Source organism: Bifidobacterium sp. RTP21102st3_E2_RTP21102_210122, from assembly GCF_040916945.1.
GTDB lineage: Bacteria > Actinomycetota > Actinomycetes > Actinomycetales > Bifidobacteriaceae > Bifidobacterium > Bifidobacterium longum.
This window is the reverse complement of record NZ_JBCPAN010000003.1, coordinates 245,727-261,148: the sequence shown is the minus strand read 5'-3', so window position 1 is coordinate 261,148 and position 15,422 is coordinate 245,727. Positions and strand designations below refer to the sequence as shown.

12 protein-coding genes are annotated in these 15,422 nt (G+C 60.3%); all 12 read right to left on the bottom strand.

The window, feature by feature from the left end; all coding sequences use genetic code 11:
* Positions 1-24: 24 nt before the first annotated feature.
* The gene (locus AB5287_RS04940) at positions 25-876 is read right to left on the bottom strand and encodes an HAD family hydrolase (protein ID WP_007054292.1); all 852 of its coding nucleotides are present in this window, start codon (positions 874-876) and stop codon (positions 25-27) included.
* Positions 873-1,823 (bottom strand): L-lactate dehydrogenase, encoded by a 951-nt coding sequence (locus tag AB5287_RS04935; protein WP_007056108.1) that lies wholly within the window; start codon positions 1,821-1,823, stop codon positions 873-875. Before AB5287_RS04935 ends, AB5287_RS04940 begins: the two co-directional genes overlap by 4 nt.
* A gap of 101 nt (positions 1,824-1,924) precedes the next feature.
* On the bottom strand, positions 1,925-2,173 hold the full coding sequence (gene secG, locus AB5287_RS04930; RefSeq protein ID WP_003829342.1) for a preprotein translocase subunit SecG: 249 nt from the start codon (positions 2,171-2,173) through the stop codon (positions 1,925-1,927).
* Between the two features lie 63 nt (positions 2,174-2,236).
* Positions 2,237-3,040 carry a triose-phosphate isomerase gene (tpiA, locus tag AB5287_RS04925; RefSeq protein ID WP_007052784.1) on the bottom strand — a complete coding sequence of 268 codons (804 nt, stop codon included), beginning with the start codon at positions 3,038-3,040 and terminating at the stop codon, positions 2,237-2,239.
* Between the two features lie 56 nt (positions 3,041-3,096).
* Positions 3,097-4,302 (bottom strand): phosphoglycerate kinase, encoded by a 1,206-nt coding sequence (gene pgk / locus AB5287_RS04920; RefSeq protein ID WP_007056049.1) that lies wholly within the window; start codon positions 4,300-4,302, stop codon positions 3,097-3,099.
* Between the two features lie 168 nt (positions 4,303-4,470).
* Entirely contained in the window at positions 4,471-5,421 is a 951-nt protein-coding gene (whiA, locus tag AB5287_RS04915) for a DNA-binding protein WhiA (protein ID WP_007052782.1), read from the bottom strand.
* Positions 5,422-5,619: 198 nt separating this feature from the next.
* Positions 5,620-6,606, bottom strand: coding sequence for an RNase adapter RapZ (rapZ, locus tag AB5287_RS04910; RefSeq protein WP_007054295.1), 987 nt, complete (start codon positions 6,604-6,606; stop codon positions 5,620-5,622).
* Positions 6,606-7,577 (bottom strand): shikimate dehydrogenase, encoded by a 972-nt coding sequence (locus tag AB5287_RS04905; protein ID WP_007056051.1) that lies wholly within the window; start codon positions 7,575-7,577, stop codon positions 6,606-6,608. Before AB5287_RS04905 ends, rapZ begins: the two co-directional genes overlap by 1 nt.
* A gap of 108 nt (positions 7,578-7,685) precedes the next feature.
* Positions 7,686-10,052 (bottom strand): excinuclease ABC subunit UvrC, encoded by a 2,367-nt coding sequence (uvrC, locus tag AB5287_RS04900; RefSeq protein WP_007056084.1) that lies wholly within the window; start codon positions 10,050-10,052, stop codon positions 7,686-7,688.
* Positions 10,053-10,201: 149 nt separating this feature from the next.
* Positions 10,202-13,222 (bottom strand): excinuclease ABC subunit UvrA, encoded by a 3,021-nt coding sequence (gene uvrA, locus AB5287_RS04895; protein ID WP_165506832.1) that lies wholly within the window; start codon positions 13,220-13,222, stop codon positions 10,202-10,204.
* A gap of 279 nt (positions 13,223-13,501) precedes the next feature.
* Positions 13,502-14,068, bottom strand: a complete 567-nt coding sequence (locus AB5287_RS04890; protein ID WP_007052776.1) for a hypothetical protein — start codon at positions 14,066-14,068, stop codon at positions 13,502-13,504.
* 166 nt (positions 14,069-14,234) lie between these two features.
* Positions 14,235-15,419, bottom strand: a complete 1,185-nt coding sequence (locus AB5287_RS04885) for a DUF3322 and DUF2220 domain-containing protein (RefSeq protein WP_013582772.1) — start codon at positions 15,417-15,419, stop codon at positions 14,235-14,237.
* Between the last annotated feature and the right edge of the window lie 3 nt (positions 15,420-15,422).

The window sequence follows — 15,422 nt, the reverse complement described above, 5'->3', positions numbered from 1 at the left end:
GCGTGTTCTCGAGTCTCGACCGGTTCAGCCCAACTGCGCTTCAATCCATTGGGCGACGCCGTCCTCGTTGTTGGACGGGCAGATCTCGTCGGCGATGGACAACACCTTGGGGTTCGCGTTGGCCACGGCCACACCCCGGCCGGATTCGCTCATCATGTTGATATCGATGAGGTCGTCGCCGAAGGCGGCTGTCTGTTCAAGCGGCACGTCCAGTCGCTCGCACAGCAGGTGCAGCGCGTGCTCCTTGTTGGCCTGCGGGTTCATGAGCATCCACATCACGCCTTCGCTGATGGAGATGTCGAAGTCCGGCGGAATCAGCGCACGCAGCTCGTTCCACTGTTCAGGCTCGGGGAAGATGGTGATCTTATCTGCCACGCCTTCGGGCACGTCGTGGAAGTTCGTGTATTGGAAGGCCTGAGTTTTCCAATACACGCGCACATCGAAGTTGGTGTAGCGCACGTCGTTCATCACGATGCCGAGCTTCAGGCCGGGCATGCGATCGAGCAGGAACAGACAGACTTCGCAGGCACGCCGTGAGGAGAAGCCAATCTTGATCAAATGGTTCTCATCGGCCGGCGTGGCACCTGAGGTGAGCAGGTCGAAGTCGGAGTGGGCCGGGTCGAAATCGATGAGGGCGCCGTTCAGATAGATTACGGCGTCCACCGGCAGTTTTTCGGCGAACTGGAGACCGGTACTCACCGGCCGCGCGGTGGCGATGGCGAATTGCATTCCGGCATCGTGCGCGCGGTTGATGGTGTCGATGCTGCGCTGGGTGATGAACCGGTCCTCGAATACCTCGGCGTCGTGCAGCAACGTGCCGTCGAGGTCGGCGACCAGCAGTCGGGGTTGTTTCGGCGTGATGGCGTCGAGAATCACAGCAGCCCCTCACAGTGTTCACGCACGAGTTCGGCGGAATGGTGCAGTTTGGCCCGCTCGTCCTCGCTCAGATCGAGTTCGACGATCTCGTTGGCACCATTGGCGCGCAGTTCAGTGGGGACGCCGAGGAACACGTCATGTTCGCCGTATTCGCCGTCCAACAGGGTGGAGACGGGCACGATGCGGCGTTCGTCCCACAGGATGGTCTGTACGATGCCGGCCACGGTGGAGGCGATGCCGAAGTTGGTGCCGCCCTTGGCCGCGACGATCTCATTGCCACGGGTGCGGGTCTTCTCTTCGATTTCGGTGGTGGACACAGAGGCGAAACGGTCTTGGTTGTCGGCCAGGAAGCGGGCGAATGGCTTGCCGCCGAGCGAGACGGTGGACCATGCGGTGAACTGGGAGTCGCCGTGCTCGCCCATCACGAAGCCGCCCACGTTGCGCGGGTCGAGGCCGGTCTCTTCGCCGATGATGGTCTTGAGACGCGAGGTGTCGAGCGCGGTGCCGGTACCGAGCACCTGGGTGCGAGGCAGACCGGAACGTTTCCAGGCATACCAAGCCATCACGTCGACCGGGTTGGAGACCATGACGATCACGCCGTCAAAACCGGAGGCCATGACGTTGTCGACCACTTCGCCCACAAGACCCACGGTGAAGCCGAGTTCGGCCATGCGGTTGGAGTTGGCCGGCGGCTTGCGGCCCACGGTGATGACGACGATGTCCGCATCCTTGCAGTCGGCGTAGTCGCCGGCGCGCACCTTGACGTGGCGGTCCTGGAATTCGCTGCCATCATCGAGGTCGCGGGCCTCCCCCAGGGCCTTGGCGGCGGAACAGTCGATGAGCACAAGCTCATTGCACAGGCCGTGCGTGACGATGCCGAAGGCGGCGGTGGCACCGACCTGGCCGGTGCCGACGATAACGACTTTGTTGCGGTTCATAGTGACCATGGTGATGTCCTTTCGTAATACTCGATAGAACGCATACGACCCATGACCGACGGTAACGGTCATGGGTCGCGAGCGACAAGTCTATATGGCGTGCAAGCCGATCAGCCGAGGTTGAACTTGGTCATCATGTCGAGGCCGATAATCAAGGCCACCCACACCAGAGCGATGATAACGGTCCAACGGTTCAGGTTCTTTTCGGCGACACCGGAAGTACCGGCGTTCTGGGTCAGACCGCCGCCGAACATGTCGGACAAACCGCCGCCCTTGCCCTTGTGCATAAGGATGAGCAGGGTCAGCACGAAGCTGAGCAGCACGACGATGACTTGCAGCGTGATCTTAAGAGCGGTCACAGGGTACCTCCGGATTGATTGGACTGTTGACCAGCATAGCGCACACACGGGAAAACCGTGGTATTAGTTCCGTGATTTCGTGGATTTCAGTGCCAGTCGAGCGATTTTGGCGAGTTCCTCAACGTCCAGGGCCGCCCCTCCGATCAGGAAGCCGTCAACGTCGGGCTGGGAAATGAGTTCCGCCGCATTTTTCGAGGTGACCGATCCGCCGTACAGGATACGTACGCTATCGGATACCTTCGTGCCAAAAGTGGTCTTCAAATCGTTGCGGATGGCGTTTGCGGCATCCTGGGCGGATTGCGGAGTGGCCACCATGCCGGTGCCAATGGCCCAGACAGGTTCGTAGGCCACGATGAGTTTGGCGGCTTGTTCTTCGTTGAGATCGCGGGTGACGTCTCGTACCTGGCCCACGGCGAAATCAAGTTCAATGCCTTGACGTCGTTCCTCGAAGCTTTCGCCGACGCACAAAATCGGCTGCATGCCGGCGGCGAGCACAGCACGTACCTGATCGACGATATTGGCGTCATCTTCAGGATGGTATTTGCGGCGTTCGGAGTGGCCGACGATGACGTATGAGCAGCCGAGATGGGCGATCATGTCCGCGGACACATCGCCGGTGAAGGCACCTTGGGTGGTCACGGAAACGGATTGTGCGCCGTAGGCGACATGGAGCTTGTCGGCTTCGACCAGCACCTGCACGCTGCGCAATGACGTGAACGAGGGGAAAAGCGCGACTTCGCAGCGTTTAAAGTCGAAGTGAGCGTCACGCAACAGCCATACCAGCTTCTGCACGAAGTAAGTGGCTTCAAGATGGTCGAAATTCATCTTCCAGTTGCCGGCCACCAACGGAATGCGTTTGGACGCCATATGTTTCCCTTCTAAAAAAACGTAGCTCCCCTCAAGGAGGGGAGCTAGAAAATGGATTACTCAAGCACCTTCAGGCCAGGGAGCTCCTTGCCTTCGAGGAACTCGAGGGAAGCGCCACCACCGGTGGAGATGTGGGAGAAGCCGTCCTCCGGGAAGCCGAGGTTGCGCACGGCGGAGGCGGAGTCGCCGCCACCGACGATGGTGAACGCACCGGCTGCGGTGGCGTCGACCAGACCCTGGGCCACGGCCTTGGTGCCGGCGGCGAACTCAGGAACCTCGAACACGCCCATCGGGCCGTTCCACACGACGGTCTTGGAGTCGACGATCTTGTCGTGGAAGAGCTTCTGGGACTCCGGGCCGATGTCCAGACCCATCTTGTCGGCCGGGATGGCGTCGGCGGCAACGACTTCCGGAGCAACCGGGGTGTCACCGGCCGGGAAGCCGGCGTTCACGACGACGTCGGTCGGCAGCACGAGCTCAACGCCGTTCTTCTCGGCGGTCTCGATGTAGCCCTTGACCTTCTCAAGCTGGTCCTCTTCAAGCAGGGAGGTGCCGACCTCGTAGCCCTTGGCCTTGAGGAAGGTGAACACCATGCCGCCGCCGATGACCAGACGGTTGGCCTTGTCGAGCAGGTTCTCGATGACGCCGAGCTTGTCGGAGACCTTGGAACCGCCGAGCACCACGGTGAACGGACGCTCCGGGTTCTCGGTGGCCTTGGACAGGGCCTTGACTTCCTTCTCGACCAGCAGGCCTGCGGCGGCCGACAGATCGGCGGCAACGTCGTAGTTGGAGCCCTGAGCGCGGTGGACCACGCCGAAGCCATCGGAAACGAAGGCCTCGCCGAGGGCGGCGATCTTCTTGGCGTAAGCGGCGCGTTCGTCGGCGTCCTTAGAGGTCTCCTCCGGGTTGAAACGAACGTTCTCAAGCAGCACAACGTCGCCATCGTTCATGGCGGCGACCTTGGCCTGAGCGTCCTCGCCGTAGGTGTCCTTGGCCAGCGGCACGTTGGTGCCGAGCAGCTCGCCGAGGCGGGCGGCAACCGGGGCCAGGCTCAGCTCAGGAACGACCTTGCCTTTCGGGCGGCCAAGGTGGGCCATGAGGATGACCTTGGCGCCTTCTTCGCGCAGGGTCTTGATGGTCGGCAGAGCAGCCTTGATTCGACCGTCATCGGTGATGGTGGTGCCGTCCAGCGGAACATTGAAATCAGCGCGAACCAGAACGCGCTTGCCCTTGAGATCTCCAAGGTCCTTGAGTGTCTTCATGAATATCCTTTCCTTGACGAATCGCACGTCAAAGTGGCCAATTTTGCCACTTTGCATATTACAGGCATTCCGGAACAAAACACCGCATTCGTCTACTGACTGAATGCGGTGTTTTGTCACATCGTTGTCGCGTTTTGCCGAATAGGCACGGCAAATCGGATTGTCGGGTTACTTGCCTTCGGCTGCGCGAGCCTTCTCCGTCTTCTCGGCAAGTTGAAGCAGTCGGCGAATTCGGCCGGCAATCGCATCCTTGGTGATTTGCGGTTCGGCGATCTTGCCGAGCTCCTCGAGGCTCTTGTCCACGTGATCGATGCGCAGCTGGCCGGCCTGACGGAGGTTGTCCGGAATGTTATCGCCGAGTACTTCGAAAGCATGCTGCACTTTTTCGCTGGCTTCGGCGGCGGCCTTGGCGGAACGGCGCATATTGGCGTCATCGAAGTTGGCCAGACGGTTGGCCTTGCCGCGGGCCTCGCCGTCGGAGCGCTTGCCGGTCCATTCGCGGGCCGAACGGGTGGCGCCCATGAGCTTGAGCATGCGTTCGATGGCGTCGGGATCCTTGAGTGTCACGCGCTCGGAGCTACGCAGCGTGCGATGCTTGGCCTGGATGCCTAGACGACGGGCCACGCCACACAGGGCCATGGCGGCCTCTTCCGTGGGGCAAGCGATTTCCAGGAAGCTGGCCTTACCGGGATCGGACAGGAAGCCACGGGCCATGAAGGCGCCGCGCCATGCCGCTTTGATTTGGGCGATGGATCCGTTGACCACTTCAGACGGCAGTCCACGGACCTGCTGCTTGCGGCGGTCGACCAGTCCGGTCTGCAAAGCCAAGGCCACTACGTTGCGGGTGACGAGCACCACATAGGTCTCGACAGGGCCGTTCGGGGTCTGACGTGTGAGGTGATTGACCTCGGCTTCGTGCCCGAACGTGTTCCTCAACGTGTTCTTCAGCCATTCTGCAACGTCAAGCGAGGTGAATACGGCTTGGATAACGTATGTATTCTGTACCGGTCGAAGACCGCCGCCAAAACGGATCATGGCCGCAGCTTGGGCCTTGATCGCGGCTGGCGAATCGCCTTCAAAGGCTGCCAACTCGCTTTTGACATCGTCCAGAAGAGCCAAGATCTACCTCCTACAGTCCCGTTCTTCTCAATGCTTCAGGCGCTTCGTGCCGTTATCTGCTGTCACACGGTCGGAAGCCATCGGCTTTCTGTGATACCTAATCTGGTGGACAAGCGAACCCGTTTGATACGTATTATGGGCTCTGCTTTCTCGCAGTGTGGTCACCGAACGCTTGCCCGATGACCGCTCGACGCCTGCTTACGATGAGTGACGCTTGTGCTGTTCTCTCGCGGAAACGGTTACGTTGAGCCCATGTGCGCGTAAGCGGCGAGCCAGCTCTTCGCTCATCGCCACCGACCGGTGCTGACCACCGGTGCAGCCGACGGCGATGGTTACGTAGTGCTTGTCTTCCTGGGCGTATCCTTCCAACGCAATCTCGATAGCTTTCTCATAAGCGTCGAGAAATTCCTTGGCTCCCTTGCTGGAAAGCACGTAGTCGGCGACCGGCTTGTCGTGCCCGGTAAGCTCGCGCAGGCTGGGCACCCAGAACGGGTTGGGCAGAAAACGCACGTCGGCCACGAAATCGGCGTCGATGGGCATACCGTATTTGAAGCCGAAGCTGAAGATGTGTACTGCCACGGTGGTGGGGCCGGAGCCGAGCATCGCCTCGTAGAGTTTGGTGGACAGCTGGTGGATGCTCAGGGAGCTGGTGTCGATGACCCAGTCGGCTCGTTCCTTGAGGTCTTCCAGCAGGTGACGTTCCTCAAGGATGCCGTCGATCAGTCGGTTGCCGTGCTGCAGCGGGTGCGGGCGGCGCACGGATTCGTAGCGCTTGATGAGCACTTCGTTGCTGGCGTCGAGGAACAGAATACGGGTTTTGACGCCGAGATCATCCAGATGGCCGAGCACGGCGGCCAGCTCGTCGAAATAGCTGGAGCGCACGTCGATGACGGCGGCAAGCTTGTGGACGCCTGACTCCGATCCGGAACCGGAGGTGGTCATCATGTCGACAAGCGGGATAAGCAGTTTGGGAGGCAGGTTGTCGACCACATACCATCCCATGTCTTCCACGCAGTCAGCGGCATGAGAGCGGCCTGCGCCGGACATACCGGTGATGAGCAGCACTTCGAAGGCATCAAGCGGGGTCGGCTGGTTGTCCGGAGTCGATGTGGATGTCGCGGAATTCGCCGGCGCATTCGTGGCGGCCGCCTCGCCGGTATCGCGGTTCGTTGTCTGTTGATTCATTACAGCGCCTCCTCAAGAGCTTTGCGCATCGCGATCTCCAGCTGGTCGTCTTCGGTGGTGGTGTCCTGCAGACGCTGGTCGGCATCGCTGGGCGGGTCGTCATCCCAGATACCGGTCATCAGCAATACCTGTACGAGAGCTTGGTACAGCAGCATTTCTTCGCCGCCGATGGCGTGACCGCCATGAGCGCGCCAGGCTTCCATGAGCTTGGTGGGGCGTGGATCGTAGATCACGTCCAACAGCAGTCCGGAGAATGGCTCGGTTCCGGCATCGGCGAGGGCATCCGCGACGTTGTCGGCCGCGTGTCCGGGAATCGTGTTGATGACATAGGTGGCGTTGCGGGCTGCCTCGAGCAGGGCCTGATCGTCGCCTAATTCGATTTCGTTGTACGGGTTATGCACGTTGACGAACTTTTCGGCCACTGGTTTAAGCCCGGTGTTTTTTCCGGGGTGGCGGGCGGCGACGACGATATGGCCGATTTCGGGCATCATGCAGCATGCGGCCAACGCCGAAGTGGCGGTGTTGCCATTGCCGATGATCAGCGCGGTGCCGCTTCTCGACGCGGTGTGGTGTTCGCCGAGTTCGCGATTGGCATGGTCGAAGGCGAGTTGGATGCCGATGACATCGGTGTTGTATAGCTTGATGCCCGGCTTGCCGTTCGGCCAAGCGGGATCATCGGCAGCCACGCTCCAGTCGAATACCGCGGTATTCGCCACCTTCAGTTCCTTGGCCCACAAATTTTCCGGAACACCGTACGGTTGGATGGTCTTCTTCAACGGCATGGTCAGGCTCAGGCCAGCCCACGTCGAGTCAAGGCCTTTGAGGAAAGCGTCGAGGTCGTCTTCCCCCACCTCGTGCTTGTCGTACAGCCAATCGTCGAGTTTCAGCGAACGGTAGGCCGCGTTGTGAAGCACGGGTGACAATGAGTGTGCGACGGGTTTGCCGAGTACAGCGCAACGATGATTGGCCATATCCCCTCCTTGATGTCTGTTCCCATGCTAGCCGACACTTTGCTTCGAATATGTCAACCACAGGCCCCGCAACCGAAAATTTACTCTGGGCTGCTGGACCGGGCCGGCTCACTGCTCGTGCAGCGCGTTGTACAGCGCTTCGGCTTTGGCGTGGCCGATGCCTTTGACCTTCTCGAAGTCCTCGACACTGGCTTCGCGCATGGCTTTGACCGAGCCGAAGTGGTTGAGCAGCCGCTTCTGGTAGCTTTCGCCGATGCCGGGAATCTCGTCGAGCGCGCTGCGCAGGGCGCCTTTGCGCCGCTGCTGGCGGTGGTAGGTGATGGCGAAGCGGTGGGATTCGTCGCGTACACGCTGCAGCAGATACATGCCTTCGGACTGGCGTTTGAGGATGATCGGATAGTCGTCGTCCGGCACCCACACCTCTTCCAAGCGTTTGGCCAGTCCGCAGACGGCCACGTCGTTCACGCCACAGTCCTCAAGCGCCTTGGCGGCGGCCATGACCTGCGGCTTGCCGCCATCGACCACCACCAGGTTCGGCTTGTAGGCAAAGTGATGCCGGTTTGTGTTCTGCTGGACGATGTCGGGCGGGGACTCCCGCGCATCGTTCTGCACTCCGACCGGCACCGCGTGCCCCTTGCCACTGATGTCGGAACCGCCCTCACCATTGTCGTTACCGTTCGCAGCGATTGTCTCCGCCGCCACGGCAGTGGTCATCTTGCCGGCGGCCGAGGCCACACGCTGTTCCGCGTCGATGCTTTCGCCGGAGTCGCCGGCGATGTTGCCGTGCTTGAAGCGGCGGGTGAGCGTCTCGTAAAGCGCGGACAGATCATCCACCGCGCCTTTGCCGTCCTTGCCTCGGATGGCGAAGCGTCGGTATTCGGATTTCTTGGCGATCGCGTCTTCGAACACCACCATGGAGGCCACCTGGAAGGCACCGCCCACAGTGTTCGAAATGTCGTAGCATTCGATGCGCAGCGGGGCTTCCGCGAGTCCCAATGCCTTGGCCACATCGTTCATGGCCTGGGTGCGTGCGCCCATGTCGGAGATGCGGCTCATCTTGCTGCGTTGCAGTGCTTGGCTGGCGTTCTCGTTGGCGCGGTCCATAAGCTGCTTCTTGTCGCCTCGCGAGGCCACACGGATGGTCACCGCTCCCCCGCGCAGATTGGTCAGCCAGCCTTCGAGTTCCTCACGGCGGGCCGGTTCGACGGGCACGATGATTTCGCGCGGTACCGGTGCGATGGGTGCCAGCAGGTCCGCGCGCCCGGTGGTCTCCTGACGGGTGTTGCGTTCTCGGGTGGCCTGGGCGCGTGCCACAGCGTCCGTGGCCGTGATGGTTTGCGTGGAGCCGATGGCCTCGCGATTAGTGGAGATGGTCGCGGCCGACTGGGGGTGATTGTCCCCGGCGGCGTCCGAATACACCTGCACCAGAAGGTCGGCCATCAAGTCGGCGTCATCGATGTCCTCAACTCGTTCGACGCTCCAGTTGCGTTCGCCGCGAATCGAGCCGGCGCGCACATAAAAAGCGTGCACGGAGGCTTCGAGCTCGTCGCTGGCGAAGCCGAACACGTCCGCGTCCACATCCTGGTCGAAGACGACGGCGTTCTGTTGCACCACGGTTTCCAGCATTTGGATCTGGTCGCGCAGTCGGGCGGCTTTCTCGAATTCGAGTTCGGCGCTGGCCTCTTTCATGTCGCGGGTCAACTGGGCGATGTATGGCCGTCCGAGTCGTCCGGTCATCACGCCGACCAGCTGTTCGCACAGCCTCCGGTGTTCGTCCGCTTCAATGCGGTTCACGCAGGGTGCGGAGCATTTGCCGATGGAAGCGAACAGGCATGGCCGTCCGGTCAGTTGCGCCTTATGGAACACGTTGGTGGTGCAGGTGCGTACCGGGAACGTGCGCAGCAACCGGTCAAGACTGTGCCGCAATTCCCACACTTTGGCATAGGGGCCGAAATACCGGGTATCCCGCCGTTTGCGCGACCGCGTGACCCACACGCGCGGAATTCGCTCCCCCGTGCTGACCGCGAGATACGGATAGGTCTTGTCGTCGCGGAACTGCACGTTGAACCGTGGGTCGAATTCCTTGATCCACGTGTATTCCAACGTCAGTGATTCCAGTTCGGTGGCGACGACCGTCCACTCCAGGCTGCGTGCGGTCAGCACCATGGTCTGCGTGCGCGGATGCAGCAGATACAGCGGCTGGAAATAATTGGTGAGCCTGTTGCGCAGGTTCTTTGCCTTGCCCACATAAATGACGCGCCCTTCCCCGTCGCGCCATTTGTACACACCGGGTTTGGCGGGAATATCCGAGGTCTTGGGTCGGAACAGGTCGCGAGAATCCCCCAGCAAAGGTGCCCCATTCGCATTCACCTTCGCCGTCGTTTCCCCGGCACCCACAGCTATGCTTTCCGACATTAACGCCGCCGCAGTCTTCCGCCACTCATCCGGACTATGCCGCTCAATATCGTTCGTCATAATCCTCCTCGCTATTAAGCAAAACCAATCATCAGGGATTGGGTGGGTTGGGGTGTGTGTTGCTGGACCGTAAAGACTTGACCTGAGCGGCCCGGAGCATGTCCAGCAACAAACACCCCAACCCACCCGAGGTCAGCTGCAATGGAAGGCTAAAGCATGGGTTTCAGGAACTTGCCGGTCCATGAGGCTTCGCATTCGGCAACCTGTTCGGGCGTGCCCTGCGTGACGATGGTGCCGCCTCCGTCGCCGCCCTCCGGACCGAGATCGATCAGCCAGTCGGCCTCCTTGATCACATCCAGATTATGTTCGATGACGATGACCGTATTGCCCTTGTCCACCAGGGACTGCAGCACCTTGAGCAGCTTGTTCACGTCTTCGAAGTGCAGGCCGGTGGTCGGCTCGTCGAGGATGTACACGGTTTTGCCGTCGGATCGGCGCTGCAGCTCGGTGGCAAGCTTGACGCGCTGCGATTCACCGCCGGACAGGGTGGGTGCGGGCTGGCCGAGTCGGATGTAGCCGAGGCCGACGTCCACGAGGGTCTTCAGGTATCGGGAGATGCCGGTGTACGCCTTGAAGAAGTCGGCGGCCTCCTCGATGGGCATGTTGAGGATGTCGGCCACGGTCTTGCCGTTGTACGTGACTTCGAGGGTCTCGCGGTTGTATCGTTTGCCGTGGCAGACCTCGCAGTCCACGTAGACGTCGGGCAGGAAGTTCATTTCGATCTTCAGCGTGCCGTCACCGTGGCAGGCCTCACATCGGCCGCCTTTGACGTTGAAACTGAAGCGGCCGGGGCCGTAGCCGCGCACCTGGGCTTCGGGAGTCTTGGCGAACAGGGTGCGGATCTTGTCCCACACACCGGTGTAGGTGGCGGGGTTGGATCGCGGCGTGCGGCCGATCGGGTTCTGGTCGACGTGGATCACCTTGCGCACCTGGTCCACGCCTTCCACGCGCGTGTGGCGGCCGGGTACGATGCGTGCACCGTTGAGCTTGTCGGCGAGCACCGGGTAGAGGATCGTGTTGACCAGCGAGGATTTGCCGGAGCCGGAGACGCCGGTGACCACGGTGAGCACGCCGAGCGGGAAGCTCACGTCGATGTTCTTGAGGTTGTTCTCGCGGGCACCCACGACTTTGAGCACCTGGGTCTTGTGGATCTTGCGGCGCTTGGCGGGCACGGCGATCTCTCGCCGGTGGGCGATGTAGTCGCCGGTGATGGAGCGCTTGGCTTCTATGAGGTGCTTGGCGGGGCCGGAGTAGATGACTTCGCCGCCGTGTTCGCCGGCGCCGGGGCCGATGTCGACCACCCAGTCGGCGCGGCGTATCGTGTCCTCGTCGTGTTCGACGACAATCAGCGTGTTGCCGAGATCGCGCAGGTGGTGCAGGGTTTCGATGAGGCGTTCGTTGTCACGCTGGTGCAGGCCGATGGACGGCTCGTCGAGCACGTACATGACGCCGACCAGACCGGAGCCGATCTGCGTGGCGAGTCGGATGCGCTGCGCTTCTCCGCCGGACAGGGTGGCGGCCGCGCGCGAGAGGGTCAGGTAGTCGAGGCCGACGTCGTTCAGGAAGCCGAGTCGGGCCTTGATCTCCTTGAGCACTTCGCCGGCGATCAGCTGTGCCGAGCCTTCGAGTTTCAGGCCGTTGATCCAGGCGAGTTCGCGTACGACGGGCATGTCGCACACGTCGAAGATGGATTTTCCGTCCACAGTGACAGCGAGCACTTCGGGCTTCAGACGGCGTCCGTGGCAGACCTGGCAGGGCACTTCGCGCATGTACGACTCGTAGTATTCGCGCATGGACTGCGAATCGGTTTCGTCGTGGCGTCGCATGAGCGTGCGGATCACGCCTTCGAAGCCGGTGGAGTATTCGCGCAGGCGTCCCCAGCGATTGCGGTAGGAGACGTTGACCTTGAAGTCGTGGCCGTAGAGGATGTCGTGCTTGACGTCGTCCGGCAGGCCCTTCCATGGGGTCTTCATGGAGAAGCCCATTTCCTTGGCCAGACCTTCGAGGATGTGGCCGTAGTACTGGGAGGTCATCTTGGTGCCGCTCCACGGTTCGATGACGCCGTCGGCCAGTGACTTGTCCGGGTCGGAGATGATGAGGTCCGGGTCGATTTCCAGTTTGAAGCCGAGACCGGTGCAGGCGGGGCAGGCACCGTAGGGGGCGTTGAAGGAGAAGGTGCGCGGCTCGACCTCGTCGAGTTCGAGCGTGTGCCCGTTCGGGCAGCTGCGGTGTTCGGAGAACGGCTGGCGGCGGGCCGGGCTGCCTTCCTCCTCGTCCACGAAGTCGATGACGATGCTGCCGTTGGCGAGCTTGAGGGCGGTTTCCACCGAGTCGGTCAGGCGTTGGCGGATGCCGTCCTTGACCACGAGTCGGTCGACCACGACCTCGATGGTGTGCTTCTTCTGCTTGGTGAGTTTGATGTCGTCGGACAGCTGCGTCATCTCGCCGTCGATGAGCGCGCGGGCGTAGCCGTCGGAGCGCAGCAGCTCGATCATATCCACGAACTCGCCCTTGCGGCCCTTGACCACGGGCGCGAGAATCTGGAATCGCGTGCGCTCCGGGTAGCCGAGCAGCGTGTCGACGATCTGCTGCGGGGTCTGGGAGGCGACGGGCTCGCCGCATTCAGGGCAGTGAGGGATGCCGGTGCGGGCGAAGAGCAGTCGCAGGTAATCGTAGATTTCGGTGATGGTGCCGACGGTAGAACGCGGGTTGCGGTTGGTGGTCTTCTGGTCGATGGAGACGGCCGGGCTCAGGCCCTCGATGAAGTCAACGTCGGGCTTGTCCATCTGACCCAGGAACTGGCGGGCGTAGGCGGATAGGGATTCGACGTAGCGTCGCTGGCCTTCGGCGAACAGGGTGTCAAACGCGAGCGAGGATTTGCCCGAACCGGACAGGCCTGTGAACACGACCATGCGATTGCGCGGAATCGCCAGGTCGACATTCTTGAGGTTGTGTTCGCGCGCACCCTGAATCGTGATCTTGAGATCGTTCGGGATGTGCGAGATATCAGCTACCAGCGAACCATCGTGTTCGATCAGCGGCGCCTTTTTGATCTCCCGGCTCAGGAAGGAGTCGCTGGTCATCACCTTTTCGACGATGACCTCACCGTTCTTGCCCTTGCTGGTTTTCGCGCCCGTTGCGCTTGTTGCGCGCCTTGCGCCAGTCTGCATTGCCGCCACAGCCACACCCCACCTTCCATCTCACCGTTCCCGCGCGCACGGTCATGCGCGCGCCAAATCTGTCCCAAGGATACCCGAACACACGACCAAATTCGAACGCTTGTTCGATGGCGTGTCAGGCCGGAAAACCGAACCAGAGTATGCAAAATTCCGGACCATCAGTGGACCGAAACGCAAGAGCCGGCCCCCAAGATACTCGGGGCGTCCGGCTCTCACTTCCATTTCCCCAGCGGGGTTGGCTTACCATGAAGTATACACGGTTTTAGGACATCAATCACTGTCGATGAACACTGTTCGAACATGGCCGAGGAATTCATCGTATCTTCCAGTACCGGCCTGGGCATCACCGTACGCTCCTAGCAGCTGATCAGGGAGCCATAGCCTTGCATCAGTCTCCCCTGCACAGAGTTCGACACGAATTGGCCCGATAAATCTGCGGCTTCTCAATCCATCGATGAAACGGATATCGTTCCTGTCCTGTGAAATCTCGCGCCGTTCAAGCACAAGCGTGTCCACGTTGTATTCTGTTTCCAGCAGAGGCAGAAGACGTTCCAAACATTTACGGCGAGCGCGTTCGGCGGTATTCCACTGGCTCATTGGTACCGCAGCCACAATGACATGATCAATGTCCATTGCAGCCATGGCATCAACGACTTTGCCACGCAATGATGGCCGCATGTCTCGCCAGTGCAATTTCCTTGCTCCTTTGGGCTTAAGCAACGCCAATCTTTGCCTTGTTTCGGTTTCCGTATCATCACATACGCATGCGCCCATCAAGTACATAGGCGAGGGAACTCCGGTTTTCCGCACACTCTCGTCACCCCAAGCGGTTGCCATGTTTGTCCCTTCTCGCGCAACGCAAAACAACAGTTCGATAGTATCGGATAGCAGTGCCGGACCTTGCAGCTATGCAATGCCGTTGCATTATTAATCGGAAGGCATAATGTGAGACGAGAAAAAGCTAAGCCGTTCTAGCTCTTGGCAACATCCCCAATCACTCAGCCTAAATCGGCAAATCCTGATTTTCAATGGACTCCACGGGGATGCCAAGCTTGCGTAATTCGTCAACTGCATCACGCATGGGAATGCGTTCCTGTTCGATACGCCGATAAGCGATTGTTTTGTCAGCACACAGTCGTTCATAAAGACGTCGCTCCGCCGATTGAAGGCCGGGCGTCGGCTTAGGCTCCCGCATAGCAATCTTCGCGCTGCGTTCAGTACGATCGGTACCAAATCTGTGGTACCGATCGTATGCATCGCAATCCATCAGGATGGAGTCGCATTCGATACCTGATTCACGTAATGTCGAAAGTATTTCCAGTCCATCCGCATCCATATCACCCCAATACACGATACGCATGTCACGCAGTGCAGGAACCGCAGGTACAGCATCGCTTACAGCGCGACCAGAACCCCATATGCAGATGCCCTGCGCAATCGGCGGCATAGTCTGATACGTGTCTTTGTTCTCAACGATGACAGCATATTTAATGCCGGATAACGCTTCGCCTTCCCACGGACACCATATGATGCGTTCGAGCTCAGCATCGTCGCGGACCGGATCGAGATAACGGAACCGCAGTTCGGTCGGCCGTTTTGACAGACCCAACGTTTCGACACCGAGCAGTCGGCAAATGGCCTTACGACGATTGGTTTTTGACTCATTCAGCCATTTGCCGCTGAATCCTGTCAGTGGAATCTGTCGCGGCGTCATACCGGTCACGTCATGATGCCTGAAATATCGAACTGCGCTGACAAGCAGATCGAAGTCGTCAGGCTGTTCATGGCCTGTCATGCGAGCGGCCGATTCGATTGTTTCCGGAGCAACGTCACAAGCAGCAACCAGACATGCTATGCGGCGGCGCGCTTCGCGACATTCCGCCGCCAGCGTACGACCAACCACACGCATGGCTATTGATTCGTCAGGAACGACGACTTTGGAGATCAGCTCGACAGAGGTGCCTATGGTGCGATGCTTGGTTATGATTTCGCAACCATTCTTGCTTGCCCATTGCCGTATCTCATTGTTGTTGTCATGCACCGCAATCGCATTGGTTTCCAAAAATGCTTGGTCCGGCAATCCCACCGGCACGGGAAATGGCCATGCCGGTTCGATGTCGTACATATGTGAACGCATATGTTTCTTCACGCATGTGGTGATCGCAGCGATGTCTTTCATGCCGGCCATAGT